The 21,248-nt window shown below is 59.4% G+C and carries 19 protein-coding genes, 2 tRNA genes and 2 pseudogenes; 21 read left to right on the top strand and 2 right to left on the bottom strand.

The features are described from left to right. The 6 genes from NUW23_09910 to NUW23_09885 all read left to right on the top strand — a co-directional run. Positions 1 to 594: ABC transporter ATP-binding protein (locus NUW23_09910; protein MCR4426484.1), on the top strand; the 594-nt coding region annotated here is incomplete at its 5' end. Continuing rightward, a complete protein-coding gene (locus NUW23_09905; GenBank protein MCR4426483.1) occupies positions 587 to 1,615 on the top strand; it encodes an ATP-binding cassette domain-containing protein in 1,029 nt (342 codons plus the stop codon). The genes NUW23_09910 and NUW23_09905, both read left to right, overlap by 8 nt. Before the next feature lie 77 nt (positions 1,616 to 1,692). Further along, entirely contained in the window at positions 1,693 to 3,525 is a 1,833-nt protein-coding gene (locus NUW23_09900) for an ABC transporter substrate-binding protein (GenBank protein MCR4426482.1), read from the top strand. 122 nt (positions 3,526 to 3,647) lie between these two features. Then, complete coding sequence (locus NUW23_09895; protein ID MCR4426481.1) at positions 3,648 to 4,679, top strand: ABC transporter permease; 1,032 nt, start codon at positions 3,648 to 3,650, stop codon at positions 4,677 to 4,679. A 4-nt stretch (positions 4,680 to 4,683) separates the two neighbouring features. After that, positions 4,684 to 5,556, top strand: coding sequence for an ABC transporter permease (locus tag NUW23_09890; protein MCR4426480.1), 873 nt, complete (start codon positions 4,684 to 4,686; stop codon positions 5,554 to 5,556). 208 nt (positions 5,557 to 5,764) lie between these two features. Beyond that, positions 5,765 to 5,838: transfer RNA gene (locus NUW23_09885), tRNA-Gln, on the top strand. Between the two features lie 244 nt (positions 5,839 to 6,082). On the opposite strand, the gene NUW23_09880 is transcribed toward NUW23_09885, so the two are convergent. Together NUW23_09880 and NUW23_09875 are read right to left on the bottom strand one after the other, a co-directional pair. Continuing rightward, positions 6,083 to 6,241, bottom strand: a complete 159-nt coding sequence (locus tag NUW23_09880) for a hypothetical protein (protein MCR4426479.1) — start codon at positions 6,239 to 6,241, stop codon at positions 6,083 to 6,085. 170 nt (positions 6,242 to 6,411) lie between these two features. Further along, a complete protein-coding gene (locus NUW23_09875) occupies positions 6,412 to 6,819 on the bottom strand; it encodes an alpha/beta-type small acid-soluble spore protein (GenBank protein ID MCR4426478.1) in 408 nt (135 codons plus the stop codon). A gap of 180 nt (positions 6,820 to 6,999) precedes the next feature. On the opposite strand from NUW23_09875, the gene glmU reads away from it, so the two are divergent. From glmU to NUW23_09800, 15 genes and pseudogenes are all read left to right on the top strand, one after another. Further along, complete coding sequence (gene glmU, locus NUW23_09870; protein ID MCR4426477.1) at positions 7,000 to 8,346, top strand: bifunctional UDP-N-acetylglucosamine diphosphorylase/glucosamine-1-phosphate N-acetyltransferase GlmU; 1,347 nt, start codon at positions 7,000 to 7,002, stop codon at positions 8,344 to 8,346. After that, a complete protein-coding gene (locus NUW23_09865) occupies positions 8,346 to 9,293 on the top strand; it encodes a ribose-phosphate pyrophosphokinase (protein ID MCR4426476.1) in 948 nt (315 codons plus the stop codon). Before glmU ends, NUW23_09865 begins: the two co-directional genes overlap by 1 nt. Positions 9,294 to 9,324: 31 nt before the next feature. Then, complete coding sequence (pth, locus tag NUW23_09860) at positions 9,325 to 9,888, top strand: aminoacyl-tRNA hydrolase (GenBank protein ID MCR4426475.1); 564 nt, start codon at positions 9,325 to 9,327, stop codon at positions 9,886 to 9,888. A 156-nt stretch (positions 9,889 to 10,044) separates the two neighbouring features. Further along, entirely contained in the window at positions 10,045 to 13,545 is a 3,501-nt protein-coding gene (mfd, locus tag NUW23_09855) for a transcription-repair coupling factor (protein ID MCR4426474.1), read from the top strand. Positions 13,546 to 13,562: 17 nt separating this feature from the next. Then, a pseudogene (locus NUW23_09850) lies at positions 13,563 to 13,736 on the top strand (AbrB/MazE/SpoVT family DNA-binding domain-containing protein). Between the two features lie 15 nt (positions 13,737 to 13,751). Continuing rightward, the gene (locus tag NUW23_09845; protein ID MCR4426473.1) at positions 13,752 to 14,138 is read left to right on the top strand and encodes a hypothetical protein; all 387 of its coding nucleotides are present in this window, start codon (positions 13,752 to 13,754) and stop codon (positions 14,136 to 14,138) included. A gap of 42 nt (positions 14,139 to 14,180) precedes the next feature. Further along, a pseudogene (locus tag NUW23_09840) lies at positions 14,181 to 15,755 on the top strand (polysaccharide biosynthesis protein). A gap of 6 nt (positions 15,756 to 15,761) precedes the next feature. Further along, entirely contained in the window at positions 15,762 to 17,384 is a 1,623-nt protein-coding gene (mazG, locus tag NUW23_09835) for a nucleoside triphosphate pyrophosphohydrolase (protein ID MCR4426472.1), read from the top strand. A 64-nt stretch (positions 17,385 to 17,448) separates the two neighbouring features. Continuing rightward, a complete protein-coding gene (gene yabP / locus NUW23_09830; GenBank protein ID MCR4426471.1) occupies positions 17,449 to 17,757 on the top strand; it encodes a sporulation protein YabP in 309 nt (102 codons plus the stop codon). A gap of 103 nt (positions 17,758 to 17,860) precedes the next feature. Continuing rightward, on the top strand, positions 17,861 to 18,727 hold the full coding sequence (locus NUW23_09825; protein ID MCR4426470.1) for a lytic transglycosylase domain-containing protein: 867 nt from the start codon (positions 17,861 to 17,863) through the stop codon (positions 18,725 to 18,727). Between the two features lie 18 nt (positions 18,728 to 18,745). Further along, positions 18,746 to 19,195 (top strand): spore cortex biosynthesis protein YabQ, encoded by a 450-nt coding sequence (locus NUW23_09820; GenBank protein ID MCR4426469.1) that lies wholly within the window; start codon positions 18,746 to 18,748, stop codon positions 19,193 to 19,195. Positions 19,196 to 19,218: 23 nt separating this feature from the next. Then, on the top strand, positions 19,219 to 19,545 hold the full coding sequence (locus NUW23_09815) for a septum formation initiator family protein (GenBank protein ID MCR4426468.1): 327 nt from the start codon (positions 19,219 to 19,221) through the stop codon (positions 19,543 to 19,545). Between the two features lie 124 nt (positions 19,546 to 19,669). Beyond that, positions 19,670 to 20,068 carry a S1 RNA-binding domain-containing protein gene (locus NUW23_09810; protein ID MCR4426467.1) on the top strand — a complete coding sequence of 133 codons (399 nt, stop codon included), beginning with the start codon at positions 19,670 to 19,672 and terminating at the stop codon, positions 20,066 to 20,068. A gap of 69 nt (positions 20,069 to 20,137) precedes the next feature. Further along, positions 20,138 to 20,740: a DUF501 domain-containing protein gene (locus tag NUW23_09805; protein ID MCR4426466.1), complete on the top strand. Its 603-nt coding sequence runs from the start codon at positions 20,138 to 20,140 to the stop codon at positions 20,738 to 20,740. Positions 20,741 to 21,021: 281 nt separating this feature from the next. After that, a tRNA-Leu gene (locus NUW23_09800) sits at positions 21,022 to 21,108 on the top strand. The last annotated feature ends 140 nt before the right edge of the window (positions 21,109 to 21,248 follow it).

The raw sequence follows: 21,248 nt of genomic DNA, 5'->3' as shown, positions 1-21,248 counted from the left end.
GTGTCCCGCAAGGAGGCCTGGGACATGGCCGTCGACATGCTGGACCGTGTCGGGATCCCCTGTCCGGGCCAGCGGGCGCGCGAGTATCCCCACCAGATGAGTGGGGGCATGAGGCAGAGGGCCATGATCGCAATGGCCTTGTGCTGTAACCCCACCCTGCTCATCGCGGACGAACCCACGACCGCTCTTGACGTCACCATACAGGCGCAGATCCTGGACCTCATGCGCAAGCTCCAGGAGAAATTCCAGATGGCGATCATCATGATAACCCACAACCTGGGTGTGGTGAGCCGGATGTGCGACCGGGTATCAGTCATGTACATGGGTAAGATCGTCGAGCACGCTGACGTGAGGACCATCTTCCACGAGCCCTGCCACCCCTATACAATAGGCCTCTTGAACTCCATACCCAAGATGGGAGTGAGAAAGAAAAGGCTCGTTCCGATTGAGGGTGTGGTTCCTGACCCGTTCGACCTCCCCCGGGGTTGCAGCTTTGGGCCCAGGTGCCCCAAGTTCCAGGACCGGTGCCAGGAGAATCCGCCCGTGGTTCAGGTGGCCGAAGGCCATACAGTGAGGTGCTGGCTTTATGCGTAACGGGTCAGAGTCTGAGATCCTGCTCGAAGTGAGAGGCTTGAAGAAGTACTTCCCCATCACCGCGGGTGTCTTCCGGAAGAACATGGGATGGGTCCGGGCCGTTGACGGCGTCGACTTCTTCATAAGGAAAGGCGAGACTCTGGGATTAGTGGGCGAGAGTGGCTGTGGGAAGACCACCACCGGGCAATGTGTCCTGCATCTGACAAAGCCAACCGCGGGCACTATGAGGATCAAGCAGAACGGGAGCTGGGTGGAGATCACCAGCGAGACTGCCCCGAGTCTCCGCCGGGAGATGCAGGTGATCTTCCAGGATCCGTATTCTTCGCTGAACCCGAGGATGAGGATACGGGACATCATAGCCGAGCCGCTCGAAGCACAGGGGATGAAGAACCGCCGTGAAAGGTACGACCGGGTCGAGACTCTCCTACGGGCTGTCGGCATGGGACCCCAGCACATGAACAGGTTCCCTCACGAGTTCAGTGGGGGCCAGAGGCAGCGTATCGGGATCGCGCGCGCTCTAGCCCTGAACCCGTCCCTCATCGTCTGCGACGAGCCTGTCTCGGCCCTAGATGTCTCCATCCAGGCCCAGGTGCTGAACCTCCTGGAGGACCTTCAGGACCAGTTCGGCCTGACATACCTGTTTATCGCTCACGACCTGTCAGTGGTCCAGCACATAAGCAACCGCGTTGCGGTCATGTACCTGGGTCGAATTGTGGAGACAGCCGAGGTGGGAGAGCTTTTCGAGAATCCCAAGCACCCCTATACTGAGGCCCTGTTCTCGGCGATTCCCGCGCCGGACCCCGACTTCCATTACGAGCAGATAATCCTGGAAGGCGACGTCCCGAGCCCGGCCAACCCGCCGGCCGGGTGTCACTTCCACCCCAGGTGCAGATACACGCGGGACATCTGCAAGAGAGAGACTCCGGTGCTCTCCCAGGTAAGTGAGGGAGACCATTTCGTTGCGTGCCACCGCAGTCAGGAGCTTAACCTGGCGGGGATTCCCGTGGCGAACGGGAATTGAACTCCCCAGGTTGGCTATAGCGGGTGAACACCGCCCGCGACGTCAAGACCCTAGAACAGAAAGAAGGAGGTTTGCGCATGAGGACCAAATTGGTTGCGGTAGCCATCGCTGCGCTCATGGTAGTCGGCATGGTTGCCCCGGCTCTTGCCCAGAAGACCGACCCCAAAACCTTTGTGTACGCCATGTTCGGCGACGTCGATTCGCTGGATCCGGCCTACGCTTATGACACAGCGAGCGGCGAGGTCATTCACCAGTGCTACGACAACTTGGTGGCGTATGATGGGAACAAGCTCGACGCTTTCGTCCCGATGCTCGCCACGCAGGTCCCTACAAAGGCCAACGGCCTCATCTCCGCGGACGGAAAGACAATCAAGTTCCCCATCCGCAAGGGAGTCAAGTTCCACAACGGTGACATTCTCACACCGGCTGACGTTGAGTACACGTTCGAGCGGGCGATGCTGGCCGATCCGGCTGGCGGACCGATCTGGATGTTCTTCGAGCCTCTGCTCGGTGTGCAGACCCTCAGGGATGTTGTTCCCATGGTCGGCGGGCCCGAGAAATTCGACGATATGAGCAAGCTCGACCCGGCAATTCTCCGCAAGGTCTACGACAAGGTTGCGAAGACTGTTGAGGTCGAAGGCGACTACGTCGTCTTCCGGCTGGCCATGCCGTATGAGCCGTTCATGCAGATCCTTGCCAAGGGCGGGAGCTGGAGCTCGATCGTCAACAAGAAGTGGATGATCGCGAACGGCGCCTGGGATGGCAAGCCTGACACCTGGGTCAAGTGGTACGATCCGCCGAAGGAGAGCATGACCCTCTACGAGCGAACCATGGGTACTGGCCCATTCAAGGTAGAGACCTGGGACCGCAGTGGCGGGCAAATCGTGTTCAAGCGGCATGATGGGTACTGGCAGGGCCCGGCCAAGCTCGAGACGGTGTTCATCAAGTACATTGATGAGACCAACACCAGAATCCTGATGCTCAAGACCGGCGAGGCAGACGCTGCCTACGTCGATCGGCAGTACCTCAGCCAGGTCAGGAACGTCCCTGGCATCGTCGTCATCGAGAATCTGCCTGTCATCACCAACACCACGCTCCTGTTCAACTTCACCATCCCTGTTGAAGGCAACGAGGATATCGTTGGCAGCGGTAAGCTGGATGGCAATGGAGTGCCAAGCAACTTCTTCGCCGACGTCAACGTCCGCAGGGCGTTTGCCTACGCCTTCGACTACGACACCTACATCCAGCAGGTGATGGAAGGCCGTGCCTTGAAGCCAGTCGGGCCTGCCCCGCAGATCCTGCCCTACGTCAACAAGAACCAGGAGTGGTTCAAGTACGACCTCAAGAAGGCCGAGGCTGAGTTCAAGAAGGCCTTCGGAGGTGAGCTGTGGAATAAGGGCTTCAAGCTCACCATCCTCTACAATACCGGCAATGAGCTTCGGAAGACCGCTGCGGAGATCCTCGAGGCGAACATCGAGTCCATCAACCCGAAGTTCAAGATCGATGTCCAGGGGATGCAGTGGTCCACCTACCTCGGCAAGCTCCGCGCGTCGGCCCTGCCCGTCTTCTTCATGGGGTGGCACATGGACTACCCGGACGTCCACAACTTCTACTTCCCATACATGCACTCGGCAGGTGCGTTCGCGGGATACTGCGGCCAGGGCCTGATCGACCTCGCCAAGGCCGAGTTCGATCCCCTAATCAACCAGGGAATCTCCGCGTCCACTTCTGCGGAGCGCGCAGAGGTCTACAAGAAACTTCAGGCGCTCGCCTTCGAGAAGGCAGTTGCGATGTTCTACATCGAGCCCACCGAGGAGCGGGTCCATAGAGACTGGGTGAAGGGCTTCTCCTTCCACCCGGCCAACAGCGCCAGGTACGACTTCTACAGCCTCTGGAAAGACGTGAAGTAGAGGCGTCTCGGATCCAACTGCGAGGACAGGGGAAGGGGAGGGACTGCCGGTGGGGCAGCCCTCCCCCACCCCTCCGGGCGCGGGAGCGCAGGCGCCAATTCTAGTTCGAGGAGTACTGGAACATGCTGACCTACATTGCCCGAAGGCTCCTGTTCTTGCCAGTGGTCCTGATCGGGGTGACCCTTCTTGTATTCGTGGCGATGTCGTTCCTCTCCCCTTACCAACTGGTAAGCGCTTACATCAAGTCCCCCGAGGAGCTCAAGAACCAGAACCTCGACGCCCTGGTGAGGAAGTACGGGCTGAACGATCCGATCCACATAAGGTACTTCAGGTGGCTAGGTAACTTGCTACGGGGAGATCTGGGGTACTCCCAATCCGCCAACATGTTCGTCCTACAGGCGATCAAGGCGAGATTCCCCGCCACACTTGAACTTGCGCTATTCTCATTCATACCGGTGGTCCTGGGCGGCATATGGCTCGGAACCATTTCCGCAATGCACCACAACAGGTTTCTGGACCACGCCACTCGCATCTTCGCGATCATAGGGTGGTCCCTCCCGTCTTTCGTTGGCGGCCTCATCATGCTCATGTACTTCTATGGTGTGCTCGGATGGTTCCCACCCGGCCGGCTATCCACCTGGGCCTACCAAATCGTTCTGTCGCCGGAGTTCCGGCAGTACACCGGCATGCACACGGTGGACGCCATACTCAATTGGAACTGGCGGGTGTTCTGGGACGCTGTCAGGCACTTGATTGCACCTACGATAACCCTCGCCTACCTGTGGTGGGCGTTCATACTCAGGATCACGCGTTCGAGCATGCTCGATGTCCTGAATAAAGACTACGTCAGAACCGCCCGGGCGAAAGGCCTCCGTGAGCGCCTCGTGATCAGCCGGCACGTGAGGCGGAACGCCATGATCCCAGTTGCAACGGTGGCGGGCCTCATGGTCCTGGGCCTTCTGGGTGGCATGGCCATCACCGAGACTGTCTTCGACTTCAAGGGGATCGGCCTCCTTACCACTACAGCAGCTCAGCAGCTCGACTACACTATGGTTCTGGGATCCACGCTGTTCTACGGAGTTCTGCTCGTGGCGGCAAACCTGATTGTGGACGTCATGTATGCTATCATAGACCCCAGGGTCAGATTGGAGTAGCGGTATGATGCTGAAGAAGCTGATCCGAAATCCAATATCGATGCTGGGGCTAATCCTGCTCGTGGGATTTGTGATTGTCGCCATTCTGGCACCCTGGATCGCCCCGACGCCCGAGAGGCAAAAACACGAACCATACCGGATCCCGCGTTACGGATGGGGTGCGATGCCGACCCCACCTTCCCGCGAGCATCCCATGGGGCGGACGCAGGGACAGTACGACATCTTCTACGGGATAGTCTGGGGTACACGCACGGCGTTCAAGGTCGGCCTCACAGTTGTCGGCGCCAGCTGTTTCATAGGCCTCGTGGTCGGTTCGCTGTCTGCGTATGTAGGAGGCAAGACAGACGAGATCATCATGAGGATCGTGGACATCTTCATGAGTTTCCCATTCCTCATTGCGGCGGTCGTGGTTACGACAGTTCTGGGCAAAGGTCTCGACAGGGTCGTCGCTGCCATGATCTGTTTCTGGTGGATGTCGTATGCCCGTCTCATAAGGGGCGGAATACTTCAGGTGAAGCAGGAGGAATATGTGGCCGCAGCACGGGCCGCCGGAGTGAGTGACTTCAAGATAGTCATGCGGCACATACTGCCGAACACCATATTCCCCGTTATCATTCAGGCGTCCATGAGCATCGGGTCCGTGGTTGTTACCGCAGCCGGCCTGAGCTTCCTCGGGCTCGGGGCGCCTGAAGGCTACGCTGACTGGGGGCAGATGATAAGCTTCTCCCGCAACTGGATCCTGGGTGCGCCCGGAGAGCCACTGAAGTACTGGTACACCGTCGTCTATCCCGGCCTGGCGATTGTTCTGTTCGTGCTCGCCTGGAACCTCATTGGAGACGCTTTCCGGGATATCCTGGATCCGAAGATACAGGCGTAGGAATTGGCCTGTACAGTTGGGGCTTGTGATCGGAGCCCGGCGCAAGGCCAGAGGCTGGATCCGTGGCAGGATCCGTCCCGCGACTGTGGGCCGGACCCATTGGAGGCGTCGGACCCAAACAGCGCCTCAAGTGCCGCCACCGTGCAATTGAAGGTCAGGCCTATCTGTGGTATCATAAGTTGCGCGGCATGTCAGTGAGGCACGACGTTGGGGCGTGGCCAAGCGGTAAGGCACGGGACTTTGGATCCTGTATCCCAGGTTCGAATCCTGGCGCCCCAGCCAAGCTAGAAGGCACAATCCGTGGGAGTATTTCCCACGGATTTTTGCTTCTTGCCATTCTCTTTGCTTAGATCCAGGTAGAAGCCATATTCATTTTGCGTTCTTCTCGGCGAACAGGACCCGCTCCGGAGCCTCGACTGCCTACGCCTGCATGCTAGGTGGCAGATGGCCATGGACCGGGCGCCACGCGCACGAGCACATGGCGCCCATCCAGGTGCGCTCTCGTCATCAAATGGCGGCCAGCAGACTACGCCTTCACCGGGGTCCTCATCGTGTCGAGGAGCCCGAGAAAGATGTGGGCAAGGCCGAAACCCAACACGCCGTCCCAAAAGCGGCCTTCCATTAGCCAGCCCACGATGGAGACTATCACACCCACCCCGGCCACGATCAATCCGGTGTTCCTCATTGCAGCACCTCCTCGTTGGATAAGTATCCCCCAAATCTGCACGATAACCAACTGGTGCCAAGGTTGGACGCACGACGGGCATCGAAAGATAGACAGAGTTGGGCCCACAAACAGAGAGGAGGCCCAAAGTAGGGCCTCCGTGAGTTCTGCCTGTGGGCGCCGGTGGGCAGTTACACCGTGGTTCCCGGTATGCCTACGCCGGAAACTGGTTGCTGCTGGAACTGCTGTCCCCCAAGTGGTTGCTGGAATTGCTGCTGTTGAAGTGGCTGTTGGAACTGTTGCTGCTGGAGCTGCTGGCCGTGGAGGCCGGCTCCGAGAAGCGGAGAAACCGCTTGCTGGAAGCCAAGGCGAACGCCGGCGGTGGTGTTCGCTATGAGCGATTGCTCGGCTGCCTGGATCATCCTCCTGACCATGTTGCCGCCAACAGCCCCACAATCCCTAGAACTGAGGTTGCCCCAGTAGTCGCCCTGAATGAGGTTTGTCGGGATGTTCAACTCATTTGCGATCTCATACTTCATCCGATCCAGAGCCTGCCTGGCCTGGGGGATCACGGTACGGTTGTTGTTGCGTCCGGGCACGATTATCACCTCCCTAGGCTTGCTGAGTACAGTCTTTGCGGTGCCCGGAGCTCGTATGTTAGTGGGTGTATTCCGGTAGTCCTGCAGTTTGCCACGCGGGTGAAAAGTTGACGAACCTGCATCTATGGTATATGCTCATAGTGCTTGAGACACCATTCACAAAGAACCGGAGTGGGTTTCATGGGTCCCTTCATAGGCCTCATCCTCGCTGCCGGCCTCGGCAAGCGCATGAGGTCCGCGCTTCCTAAGGTGCTGCACGAAGTAGCCGGGGTTCCCATGGTCGACCACGTGTTCCGGACCGTCCGTGATGCCGGTGCCAAGAAGGTCCTGGTGCTCGTGGGTCACGGTGGCGAGAGGATCGAGGAGCATTTCAGAGCCAACGTGGAGATCGTCTGGCAGAAGGAGCAACTCGGTACAGGCCATGCCGTAATGTGTGCGGCGGACGCGTTGTCTGGATACGATGGCGCCGTCGTAGTGGTCCCCGGAGATGTTCCTCTCCTACAAGCATCTTCCATTCGACACCTAGTCGAACAGCACGAGAAATCTGGAAGTGCGGCGACTATGCTCACCATGGTCCTTTCGGACCCGGCAGCCTACGGCCGTGTTGTCCGGGACGGTGCCGGCCGCGTCACCGGAGTTGTCGAGTTCAAAGACGCATCGGACGAAATCCGCACGGTGCGCGAGGTCAACACCGGCGTCTTCTGTTTTTCCACGAGGCTGCTTTTTGAGGCATTGCCACACGTGACCAACGACAACCAGCAGGGTGAGTATTACCTTCCCGACGTCATCCCTGTCCTCATCTCGCGCGGTCATGCCGTGAGCGCCCTTACCCTGTCCGACCCACTGGAAGGCATGGGGGTCAATTCCAGGGTGGAGCTTGCGTCTGCGGAACGCGTTATGCGTGATCGCAAGCGCTGGGAAGTGATGGACTCCGGGGTTACGCTCGTTGATCCTGGAAGCACTTTCATCGATATGGATGTCAGGATCGGCCGGGACACAGTTATTCTTCCCTTCACCATCATCCAGGGCTCGACATCCATCGGGGAATCCTGCTCAGTAGGACCATACGTGAACATTCGTGATGCTGTGGTCGGCGACGGATGCAAGATCGGCCCGTTCTCGTTCATAAGACCCGGTACTGTTCTCGCTGACAGTGTCAAGGTGGGCGATTTCGTCGAAGTCAAGAACGCTAAGATCGCAACCGGAAGCAAGGTGCCACACCTCACCTACGTCGGCGATGCGATCATCGGCTCCGGGGTCAACGTGGGAGCCGGGACCATTACCTGCAACTATGACGGCTACAAGAAACACACTACAGTGATTGAAGATGGCGCGTTCATAGGCGCGAACTCCAATCTCGTCGCTCCAGTCACGGTGGGGCGAGAAGCATACGTGGCTACGGGATCCACGGTGACGACGGATGTTCCCCCAGGATCTCTTGCCATAGCGCGGGCACGTCAGGAGAACAAAGAGGGCTGGGTTGCGAAGCTGAAGGCGACCCGAGCCGCTCGGGAGGAGAATCGGTAATGCTGGCATGCCACCGAAAGCTCAAGATTTTCTCGGGCAATTCCAACCCATCACTTGCCCAGGAGATCGCGAGCCGGCTGAACACTCCTCTGGTGAAGTCCCAGGTAGGGAGGTTCAGCGACGGGGAGACCAGGGTCCAGATCTACGAGAGCATCAGGGGAGCCGACGTTTTTGTCATCCAGTCCCTTTGCCGGCCGGTCCACGACAACATCATGGAGCTTCTGATCGTCATAGATGCCCTCAAGCGCGCGTCGGCCCGGTCGATCACAGCAGTTGTTCCCTATTACGCCTACGCAAGGCAGGATCGGAAGTCCCTTCCACGTGAGCCCATCGCAGCAAAACTCCTGGCCAATCTCATAACCGCTGCCGGAGCCTCAAGGGTGCTCACGATCGACCTTCATGCTCCGCAGATCCAAGGCTTCTTCGACATCCCTGTGGACCATCTAAAGGGTGCCCCCATCCTCGCGGAACACCTGCTCGCCAGGGGGCTTGAGGGGTGCGTGGTTGTGTCACCTGACGTCGGAGGTGTGACCCGCGCGAGGGTCTTGGCGGAACATCTGGATGGGACGCTTGCCATCATCGACAAGCGGCGACCCAGGCCAAACGTCGCCGAGGTGATGAACATAATCGGCGATGTTGCGGACAAGCCCGCTGTGCTCATCGATGACTTGATCGATACGGCTGGGACTGTGTGTGAAGGGGCGCGTGCTTTGATCCGGGCGGGTGCCACTGAGGTCTGGGCATGCTGTACGCACGGCGTACTCTCTGGTCCCGCCATCGGCAGGCTTAGGGAAGCCCCCATCAAGGAAGTCGTCATCACAAACACCATCCCAGTCGAGGCCCACGAGAATATCGATAAGATGACAGTCCTCTCGGTGGCGCCGCTGTTTGCCGAGGCTATACGGCGGATATACGAGGAACTGTCAGTGAGCATACTCTTCGACTGACCGGGTCTCGGTCCGGGGAGAGGTTGGCATCATGGTGCTCGTGTTCGGCCTGGGGAACCCGGGGAGCGCATATGAGTGCTCGCGGCACAATATCGGCTTCATGGTCGTTGACAGGCTCGCCCGGGAGTCCAGGGTGGCGTTCAGGCGAACCGCTTTCCGCGCCGTTGCCGCGAAATCTCGGGTTGGGGCCGAGGACGTTGTTCTGATCAAACCCCAGACCTACATGAACCTGAGTGGAATAGCCGCATCCGCCGCCTGCCGCTGGTTCGGGGTGGACCACAACTCGCTCCTGGTTGTCTACGATGATATGGATCTGGACCCGGGCAGGATTCGGATTCGGGCTGGGGGGAGCGCGGGCGGGCACAATGGGATGAAATCCATCATCGCCCACATGGGCACGGAGGACATTCGTAGGGTGCGGATCGGCATCGGCCGGCCGGCTGCGACAAGCGACCCTGTAGAGCACGTGCTTGGCACGTTCGACCGGGCGGAACTGCCCATCATGTCCGAAGCCATCGTCCTCGGCGCACAGGCCGTCCGGTGCATAATTGAGGAAGGCATTGAGGTGGCCCAAACCAGGTTCAACTCCCACTGATATGGTGAATGCGGACAGGGCGTTTTGGGGGAATCTAGCTTCAACCGAATAGCATAGAGTCTTACCGAAGACGTCGCCCGCGGGAGGTCCGCTGGCCGCGGGACGGCGTGACTTTGGCTTGTTATGCTATGTCTCAAACCACTGGGAGGTGTCCAGTTGACTGGTATTCTGGACCTTCTTATGAGGTCAGAGGAGTTCCGCGATACTCTCTCCGAAGTGTCAAGAGGAGCGTACAAACAGCACCTTCTGGGACTGGCCGGGTCTCAGAAGTCGCTGTACGTCGCTGGGCTCTCACATCATTCGGGCCGCCCAGTGTTCGTCGTCACCTACAGCCAACAGGAGGCCGAGAGGCTCTCGGCAGACATCTCAACACTGCTTGGCCCGGATCGTGCTTTGATATTTCCCCCGGTCGACTTGATGCCTTACGAGGAGACTCCGATGAGCGCCGACCTTGCCGCGGCGCGGGCCAAGGCGCAGATGGCCTTGGTCACAGGTAGGCAGGTTGTGGTGATAGCGCCAGTACGTGCACTCGGGCGGAGGATGGTGCCGCCCCGGGTAGTCACTGAGTCACTCCGTAGGCTCAGAGTCGGTGACACAGTCGACCTCTCCGAACTCGAAGAGAGCCTGGCTGGCCTTGGCTATGAAAGGCTGGGTAGGGTGGACGCGAGAGGTCAGGCGAGCGTGAGAGGCGGAATAATCGACATCTTCCCAAGGGATGCTGACGAGCCTGTCCGCATCGAGCTTTTCGGGGACGAGGTCGAGTCTTTGAGAGTCTTCGACCCCGAATCGCAGAGGTCTCGTGGCGACATCGACGAGGTTGTCATCACTCCCGCCAGGGAGTTCCTATATTCCTCCGAGTTGAGAGATGCCGGGCGCCGGAAGATCGCAGCCGAGCTGGCTCGGGTCGCGGGTAACCGGGGCCAGTTGAGGGATCGTGTCGAGCGCCACCTCGCGAAACTCGATGCTGGGGCCTATTTCGACAACGACGAGCAGTACCTGCCGTACTTCTACACCGAACAATCCACACTTGCGGATTACGCACTGGATGCCGTCTGCATAATAGACGAGCCTGCCAGGATCCGCGAGGCGCTCTCCGGTTATGAGACAGAGATCCGCGAAACCTACACCAACCTTCTCGAGGCCGGGATGATTCTTCCGTTGCAGGTGAACGTCTTCCTTTCCGGAGACCAGGTGACGTCCCTGCTGGAGGGAAGGCAGTCAGTGTCATTCTCACTGTTGTCGCGGGCCTTAGATGAGAAGGCTCTCGCCAGCGCCCGGGCTGTCCCCATGAAGCAGGCTGAGCCCTTCCAGGGGAAAGTGGACGATCTCATGCGCGATATCAAGACCCTCCGCAAGCGCCGGTACAGGGTGGTCTGTATCGTCTCGACGCAGGAGAGAATGGCTCGCCTCGCGGAGACCCTGGAAGAGAATGATATCCCTGTGCACCGGGCCAAGTCCATAGACTTCATCCCCGAAGAGGGAACGGTCACAGTCGCTCATGGGGAGCTGGAGTCCGGGTTTCACTACCCCGACTTGGGGCTTGCGGTGCTCACCGACTCAGAGCTCTATGGGAGGCAGAAGAAACGCCGGCGTTTCGCGGCGGTCGAGGAAAGCGCAAGGATCACGAGCTACGCCGACCTCACTCCCGGGGACTACGTGGTCCACATCAACCACGGCGTAGGGAAGTACGCAGGGGTTCAGACTCTTGAGGTCGGCGGGGTGCAGAGAGACTATCTCCTCGTGCAGTATGCCGGGGAAGACAGAGTCTATGTTCCCACCGACCAGGTGGCGATGTTACAGAAGTACATCGGGGTGGAGGAGTCGCCCCCGCGCCTCAACAAGTTGGGGGGGACGGAGTGGGCCCGCACTAAGAGCCGGGTGCGGGAGTCCGTCCAGGACATGGCGAAAGGCCTGCTGGAGCTGTACGCGGCCAGGAAGAGCATCCGTGGGTACGCATTCTCTCCCGACACTGTGTGGCAGCAGGAGTTCGAAGACGCCTTCCCATACGAAGAGACCCCGGACCAGTGGAGAGCGATCATCGAGGTCAAGCGGGACATGGAGCGAGCGATGCCCATGGATCGCCTGCTCTGCGGGGATGTCGGGTTCGGCAAGACTGAGGTAGCCCTGAGAGCGGCGTTCAAGGCCGCGGCTGACGGGAAGCAAGTCGTGGTCCTGGTACCCACCACAATCCTTGCTCAGCAGCACTATTCCACTTTCACGGAGCGGTTCCGCGGGTTTCCCATGAAGGTTGCGATGCTCTCCAGGTTCGAGTCTGAAGCGGAGCAGAGGGAGATTGTGAAGGGCATCAGGATGGGATCTGTGGACGTGGTCATTGGCACTCACAGACTGCTCTCGCAGGACGTCAAGTTCAAGAACCTCGGCCTCGTCGTGGTGGACGAGGAACAGAGGTTTGGTGTGGCTCAGAAGGAAAGGCTGAAGGAGCTCAGGAAGGAAGTGGACGTCCTCACCCTCACCGCCACTCCGATCCCTCGTACCCTGCACATGGCGATGGTGGGCGTCCGGGATATGAGCCTGATCGAGACTCCTCCGGAGAACAGGTTCCCCATCAGGACGTACGTGGTCGAGAGCAACGATACGCTGGTGAGAGAGGTCATTCTCCGTGAGATCGACCGGGGCGGTCAGGTCTACTATGTGCACAATCGCGTTCAAAACATCGAGGATATCGCGGCGTCTCTACGACGGCTGATCCCGGAAGCCTCTATCGAGGTCGCTCACGGCCAAATGCCTGAGGAGAAACTTGAGCGCGTGATGTTGCGTTTTCTCGCTCGGGAGTTTGATGTTCTCGTATGCACAACTATAATAGAGTCAGGCATAGACATACCGAACGTGAACACTATTGTCATCAACAACGCGGAGGACCTCGGGCTAGCCCAGCTCTACCAGTTGCGTGGAAGAGTCGGGAGGACCAACCGGGTGGCCTACGCTTACCTGATGTTCAAGCGGGACAGGGTCCTATCGGAGGTCGCAGAGAAGAGGCTTGCTGCCATAAAGGAGTTCACGAGCCTGGGGTCAGGGTACAAGATTGCTTTGAGAGATCTCGAGATTCGAGGTGCAGGGAACATCCTCGGGTCGGAACAGCACGGGCACATAGCGGCCGTTGGGTTCGAGCTCTACTGCAGGCTTCTGGAGGAAACCATAAGCGAACTCCGGGGTGAACCTAAGAAACCTGAACTCCCGCCTATCTTGATAGACCTCCCTGTCGATGCTTTCGTTCCCGACACGTACGTGCCGGACGCCAAGCAGAAGATCGAGGTCTACAAGAAGATCAACGGCATTGAGACCATGGAGGACGGTGCCGATCTTTCCCGGGAGTTCACCGACAGGTTCGGGAATTTGCCGGATCCTGTCTGGAACCTGATCTCCATCGCCGGCCTCAAGGTGCTTGCGAGGGAACTGGGGGTGGCGAGCATCTCCGGAGAACGAAACGCCGTGATCGTGAGGTTCGCGAATGGGATAAGGTACGCAAGTCAGGATATCATGAAAGTTGCAAGGCCGTTCAAGGGCAGGGTCGTCCTGAACATAGGGAAATCCCAGAGCATCAAAGTGAAGACCCAAGGGATGTCGGACCGGGAGATTCTAGATACTCTGGTTGGAGTCCTGACCGAGATGAAGCACGGAGTGGCAGTAAACCAGTAGACCCGTGTGCCACATGAATCGCAGGAGGGGGTCTCAACGTGAAAGCAACTGGAATCGTAAGACGCATCGACGAGCTGGGCAGGATCGTAGTGCCCAAGGAACTCAGGAGGAACCTCCGCATACGAGAAGGAGATCCCGTGGAGATATACGTCGACCCGGACTCCACAATCATCATCAAGAAGTATTCGCCCATCGCTCAGCTGCGGGTGGTCGCGGAGGACATGGTCGAATCCATGGTGGGCACGACTGACAGGGTGGCCCTGGTGTGCGACAGGGATACGGTGATTGCAGCCTCAGGCCCGGATACGGCCTTTGCCGTCGGGAAGACCGTCGGCAGGGCCGTGGAGAAGGCCATGATCGAGAGGCAGGTTCTCCTCGTACACTACAGGGGAGGCGGAGACGCCTCGTCGATTCTGGCAGAAAACGACGAAGACCTCCCCATAGTGTCGGCTGCCATTGCCCCGATCATCGTGGAAGGTGATCCCCTTGGGGCGGTCGTGATGGGGACCACCTCAAGTGAGCACACAGTCGGCGATCTCGAGGAGAAACTAGTCACCACAGCCGCGGGGTATATGGCCAGGCAGGTGAACTAAACGAAAGAGCACAGGGAGCATAAATCCTTCGTAAGAGGCGCGGTCATCATGGCCGCAGCCGGAATAATCAGCCGAATTTTGGGCGCCTTTTATAGGATCCCGCTCGCGAACCTTATAGGCGACGAGGGCATGGGCCTGCTCGAACTGGCCCAGCCTCTGTACAACTTCTTCCTCGTTGCCTCAGTCGCCGGGCTTCCTCTCGCCATATCCAAGCTGGTGGCGGAGAGGACTGCCATCGGGGACGACCGGGGAGCCGGACGCGTGCTGGGTGTTGCGCTCAATATCATGCTCGTCACGGGCCTCGTGGCGAGTGCGGTCATGTACTTCTCTGCAGACTGGCTTGCGGGCCAGGTTTACCACGATCTCAGGGTGGCGCTGGCGATCCGCTCAATCGCCCCGGCGCTTTTCTTTGTCACAGTCATGTCAGCCTTCCGCGGGTATTTCCAGGGGCTTCAGAATATGGGCCCGTCAGCGCTCTCACAGATCATGGAGCAACTGGTCCGGGTCGGTACAATGCTCGCGCTGGCTTTGACTCTTCTTTCACGAGGGGTGGAATTCGCTGCGGCCGGGGCTGCGTTGGGGGCCACAGCGGGTGGCTTGGCAGGCCTTCTGTACCTGCTCGGGGCCTTCTTGTTGAGGAGACGGAGACACGGAGATGTCAGGGGCCGGGCGAATTCGGAACGTCCCCCGGAGGGGACTCTGGAGATCGCCGGGCGGATCTTCGCGATCTCCCTGCCGGTTGCCGTGGGAGCGTCTGTCCTTCCCATCATCAGAGCGATCGACTCTGCCATCGTTCCCGCGAGGCTAGCGGTGGCCGGGTTCGGGGGAGAGCAGGCCACGGCCTTCTTTGGGCAGCTGAACGGGATGGCCTTGCCTCTTGCGTACTTTCCCAGTGTCCTTACGGCCGCTCTCGCCACCAGCATCGTGCCGGCCATATCGGAGTCGATGGCCGTGGGCGGACGTGCTCATGTAGTGTCGAGAGCCACCGAGGCAACGAGGCTTACCGCCGCGATCAGCCTCCCCGCTGGCTTCGGCCTGGCAGTACTCAGCGCGGAGATTTGCGGGCTTGTATATGGTAAGCCCGATGTGGGCCGGGTGTTGGCGTCGCTCGCCCCCGCGGCACTCTTTCTTTGTGTGCTCCAAACTAGTGGCGCCGTCCTGCAGGGAATGGGCCACGTGCTCGTTCCTGTGAAGAACCTCGTGATCGGGTCGGCCATCAAGGTGGTCCTGGAGTATTGGCTGACGGGAAGGCCGGATCTGAACATCGCCGGCGCCGCGATCAGCACATCCGTGGGATTTGGTGTCGTGGCGCTACTCAATATGGCTGACATGGCAAGGAGAATCGGCCACGGGCGCAGACTGTTCTTCTCATTTGGGAAGCCCCTCTTCGCCTCGGTGATCATGGTCATGACGGTGAGGTTCGGGTACTCATTCATGTTCAATATGTTCGGGCGTGAGAGATTGATGACGCTGGTCGCCATCGGTGTCGGAGTTGCTGTGTATGGCATAGTGATGCTCCTGACCGGGGGAATAGTGGCAAGCGATATCGAGATGGTCCCAAGGCTCGGGCCGCCGTTCGCGCGGGGGCTCAAACGCCTGGGTCTTGTGAGGTCGTGACTGAGGATGACCAAAGGGTCCATAGTGGCGGCAGGTTTGGGGCCGGGCGCGCCTGATCTGGTGAGCCCGGCTGTTCTCAAAGCGATGCAAGAAGCGGACGTTTGTTTTGTGCGGACAGTCAGGCACCCTTCAGTAAGTGTGCTCACCGATGCCGGAGTGGAGTTCGAGTCGATGGACTCCCTCTACGAGACGTCAGAGAGCTTCGAAGAGGTTTACCGTCGAATTGCTGAACGGCTCGTAGAGGAGGCAACCCTTGGCCGGTCAGTGGCCTATGCCGTTCCCGGGCACCCGTCCGTCGGGGAGAAATCCGTCGCTGACCTTCGGGCTCTCGCGGCCCACGAGGGAGTCGAGCTGACAATCCTTCCCGGCGTAAGCTTCATTGATGCCGTGTGCACGGCGGTAGGGGCCGATCCGGCGGAAGGTCTCGTGATCCTGAATGGCGTCACCCTTTCGGGAAGGGGCGATGCAGTAGCCGGGGAGGATGAGGCTGGAGTTCGGGAGCCGGCCAGAGGGGGCGAGCTATGCGTGCGGCGTGGATCACCTGGGGAAGCCGGGTCCAGCGTGCGTGTTGCCGCCCACTTGCACGTGCCTCTATTGATAGGACAAGTCTATTCTCAGATGATCGCGTCGGACGTGAAACTCCTACTGATGGAGGCCTATCCCGAAGACCACGGGGTCATGGTGGTGCAAGCGGCGGGAGTCCCGGGAAAGGAGCGTGTGGAGAGAGTTCCCCTTTTCGAACTGGACAGGCTCGATTGGATCGACCACCTTACCAGCGTGTACGTTCCTGCAGTCGCGAGCCAAGTGCCTGAGGAAGGGGATAGGGGGCGCTGGAGCAGATTCCCGGCAGACAGGATTGTCGGCATAATGTCGAGGCTCAGGGGCCCGGGAGGATGCCCGTGGGACCGGCAGCAAACCCCGGAGACCCTCAAGCCTTACTTGGTGGAAGAGGCCTACGAGGTCGTGGAGGCAATAGACACTGGGGATCCCGGGAAAGTCTGCGAAGAACTTGGGGATCTTCTGCTCCAGGTGGTGTTCCATTGCCAAATCGCCTCCGAGCGGGGAGAGTTCGACTTCAACGATGTGGTCCGGGGGATCAGTGAGAAGCTTGAACGGCGCCACCCGCATGTGTTTGGGGATGTGGTTGCGAAGGATGCCCGGGCGGTCCTGAGAAACTGGGAGAGAATCAAACAAGAGGAGAAGATGGACTCCGGGCACGATGAGGGGGATTACGTATCCATCCTCGCCGGGATCCCAAAATACCTTCCGGCATTGATGCAAGCGTTCAAGCTGCAGGACAAGGCCGGAAGGGTCGGGTTCGACTGGGCGCGGGCAGAGGACGCCGTGTTAAAGGTGTGGGAGGAAGTCGAGGAGTTCCGGGAAGCCTTCGGGGCCGGCGACCGTGCGAGGATACGGGAAGAGCTCGGTGACTTGTTGTTTGCCATTGTGAATGTGGCGAGGCTTCTCAAGGTAGACCCGGAGGAGGCGCTCCGGCAGACAAACAGCAAGTTCATCCGCAGGTTCCAGTTCATAGAGGAAGTCGCGGCCGAGCGCGGGACTCGTCTTGAAGACATGACACTCGACCAGATGGATGCAATATGGAATGAGGCAAAGGCGAGAGGTCTCTGATGCATTATCTGGCACCGGAGGGCATAGACATCCTTAGGACAACTGTCCAAAAGGAGTGAAGCCGATGGTCAAGGGGCCGGAGATCTCGGAAGAGGTGAGGCGGAAGCACGCGAACCCACAGCACAGGATGGTACTGGTGGACCGTGAGGCCATGACTGTGGACGGTGTGTTGAACGTTGAGAGCTTCGACGACGAGGAGATCATCCTGGAGACCAACGCAGGTGTCCTGAGTGTCCGAGGGCATGACCTCCACATCAAGCAACTCAACCTGGAGGACGGCAACCTGGAGATCGACGGGTTGGTTGAGTCGGTGGACTACTCTGAGGACGACCGGAAACGGGGAAGAGGATTCCTGGCCAGGCTACTCAGATAGTTTCCAATCATCGCGGAGCGGTAGGATTTCGCCCTGGCTCGGCGAATTGTACGGGACAAGGCGGCTGAACAGGCTGCGGAATATCGCGTCCGGGGGACAGGGGATGCCACGAATCGAGCCAAGACGCCGGAATAGGGTGCAGGGCAGGCGGCCCACTATGTCACCGGGCATGAGAGTGATAACCGCTTTCATCTCGGTGTTCGCAAGCCCATTTGTGCTGGCCATCTCGCTGTTTCGACCTTCTCTGAGAGTGGGCAAGCGTTGGATCGCGTCTGCGACCGTCCTTCTGATCATCTGTGCGGGTTTGGCGTTCGCTGCGTCCTCCACAGTGGACTACTGGTCAGCTCGTGCTCTCCGCATCCTCAGCGATTATGCACGTACCAGGTTGGAAGTGAGGGATCTGCCCTTCGCGGAGCGCATCAACTTCGAGGCCTTGAGGAACGGCCTGGATCCATGCCTTGTGGCGGCAGTCATCAGCCAGGAGAGCGGGTTTCAGGTTGATGCTGTTTCCTGGCGTGGCGCCCGCGGACTGATGCAGATCATGCCAGCGACATGGCGCGAGTTCATGCCGGAGGCGAGGTGCAAGGGGGATCATGCCCCGCCCGCATGCTCCGACGAGTGCATATTCGACCCCACCGCCAACCTGCGGGTCGGGACCTCGTACCTCCGGTACCTGGTCGACTTGCACGACGGGGATATAATTGTCGCCCTCGCGTCCTACAACGCGGGGTTGTCGGCTGTGGCTAAGTACAATGGAACAGGATCTCCATACAACATCCCGCCCTTTCCCGAGACACAGGGGTACACGAGAAACGTCGTGCAGTTCTGGGCCAAGCTTCGTGGTGAGATAGGCGAAGCTCGCATACGTTTAGTGGAGACCGCACGGACGGGTAGGGCCGTTCTCTCGTGGGTAACGGTCTCCCTGGCGGGACTCCTTTTCGCCTGGGTTGCCGTCAGGTACGACAGATGAGGAAACGGGGGCAGGGTGATGGAGACCCTGGATATCCAGGCCCGGGTCCTTGGCGTGGCGGTCCTCGCAGGTGTACTGATGGGCTTCATATACGACCTCTTCTGGTTGGCGCGCACGTGCACCCGTGCTAGAGGGGTATGGACCGGACTGAGTGACCTGACGTACTGGCTTGCCTGTGCAGCAGTCGTTTTCTCGCTACTCATGCAGGTCAACCGAGGAGAAGTGAGACTGTTCGTCCTCTTCGGGCTCGCAATCGGGCTCGGCGCGTACCGCATAACCCTGAGGCACAATGTTGTGAGGGGACTCCTCTCCCTTCGTCGGGGGGTTGCGCGAACGGCGCACAGAGTTGGTCGCGCGACGCGATCGGGCGGGAGGATCATCAGGAGATCGATCTCGTCGGCTCAGAAGGGATTTGCTAAGTTGCGTATAATACATGCTCTATTCCCGAAGTTCAAAGGCCGTCGTTGAGCAGGGCGAGGAGGGAAACGCCGGTGTCACACCGGCTCTTTACGGTGCTCGGCATAATGGTTGTCGTGTGCGTAGGTGTCTCCTACATCAGCGGGTTCATGAGACTGCACGCGATCAACCAGGATATCCGACGTGTAGAAGAAGAGGCCGCAGCCTGGGAGAAGAGGATTCTGGAACTGCAAGTGCGTGTGGATGAGGCCAAGAGTGACGCCTATGCCGAGAGGGTGGCCCGGGAACAATTGGGCCTCGTGAAACCCGGCGAGACCCTCTACATTGTCGCCGAGCCTTATCAGGGAGAGTTCACACCCGTCCGGAGGCGCCCGGGTCCACCTCCGGAAATAGGTGACTAGCTACCAGGGCAAGGACGTAATCCCTGTTCCAATCATTGACACTACCCGCGGCCGTCATGTATAATGTAAACAGCCCGCATAGGGCTTGGTTTCAGACCATGAGAACAGGAGGATCTCTCTCAGCATGTCGTCACTCGAGGTCGGGACCATCGTGGAGGGCCGAGTCACGGGCATTACCCGGTTCGGCGCCTTCGTCGATATCGGGGAAGGGAGGACTGGCCTGGTTCACATCTCGGAGGTCGCCGACGCTTACGTCCACGATGTGAACGACTATCTCAAACAGAACGACCAGGTCAAGGTCAAGGTAATTGCCATTGACAACGGGCGCATCGGCTTATCTATCAAGCAGGCATTGCCCGGATACCAACCTGGGCGCGGCCGCAGGGATCGGGTGTTCCAGCAGTCATTTGAGGACAAACTATCCAAATTCCTCAAAGATAGCGAAGAGCGCCACCAAGACCTCAAGCGAAACATGGACTCCAAGCGCGGCGGTCGCGGGACTCGTCTCTCCAGACTCGTATGAGCCCAGTCGCAACGTTATAGGCACTCCCTGTGGAGTGCTTTTTTGTGTTGCTCGGTGGAGGTGAGACGCATGGAGATCCCCTCCCGGTCCGATCTTGAGGTGGTGGAGCGGCAACTCGGACGCGTTCCCCTCGCTGATGTGGCGGGAATTGTAGCCCGGTGTGCCCGCGGTGCTCCAAGAGTGGTAGTAGCGCATCCGCTGGTGAAGGAAGCCAGGCGGCAAACCGACGAGGCTGGCGGCGGGTGGGCATTGGTCAGGCCTTTCCCCACGGTATTCTGGCTAACATGCCCGAGGGTGACGTGCGCGGTCTCCGGCTTGGAGAGCGAAGGCATGATAGGCGAGATCAGGCAGAGACTCCAGAAAGACGCCTCGTTGCGGGAGGCCGTGGAGCGGGCGAATGCCAGGTACGCGGAGAGCAGGGCGGCGCTTCTGACCGCAGAAGACGTGCGGACCCTCGAAGGGGCTCCTGCTGGCATGCTGGAGGCGGTCACCTCGAGCGGTGTCGGCGGGATCGCGGACCCACGGGGCGTCAAGTGCCTTCACATGCATGTTGCGGACTACCTAGCGGGGAATCCGAATCCCATTGGGGAGATGGTTGTACAGAGGCTTGCGGAGCGGGGGACTGCACTGGACTGTGACGTTCCTGACGGGGAGTGCTGGGCAGGGCGGTGACTCGTCTGTCGAGGGGCTGCGGTCCGAACTCGTGGAGAGTATAGAACCGGCGCAAGCCCCGGTCAGCCTGGACATGACCTTGTGTTTCCAAGCGAGCGCGGTGTTCTTGGAGATTCCCAAGAGCTTTTCAGCCCGGCGCATAGATGGGCGTGGGCGACAGCCACAAGTTACCATGTCCCGTAGAAACCGTCAAGCCCTAGTTGGGGCTAGTGCAATCGGGCGGTAGATCCGTCTGGTCGCGGCGCTCGGTGGGTGGTATAATAACCTCACAGAGATTAAGTGCCGGAGTGGCGGAATGGCAGACGCAGGGGACTTAAAATCCTTTGTCCCGAAAGGACGTGCGGGTTCGACTCCCGCCTCCGGCACCATGTGACATTTTGAGGCTGAAGAATTGAGGCGCTCCATGAGGAGGGCCTCTTGGCTATTTGGAGCGACTGTCCGGACGTGTGTTGAGACTTCGTTTGCTCCACTTTATGATCGCTTCGTTCACCGCAACCCAGCCACGCGG

The organism is Bacillota bacterium (genome assembly GCA_024655925.1).
Classification (GTDB): domain Bacteria; phylum Bacillota; class DTU025; order DTU025; family JANLFS01; genus JANLFS01.
This window is presented reverse-complemented; position numbering and strand designations above follow the sequence as displayed.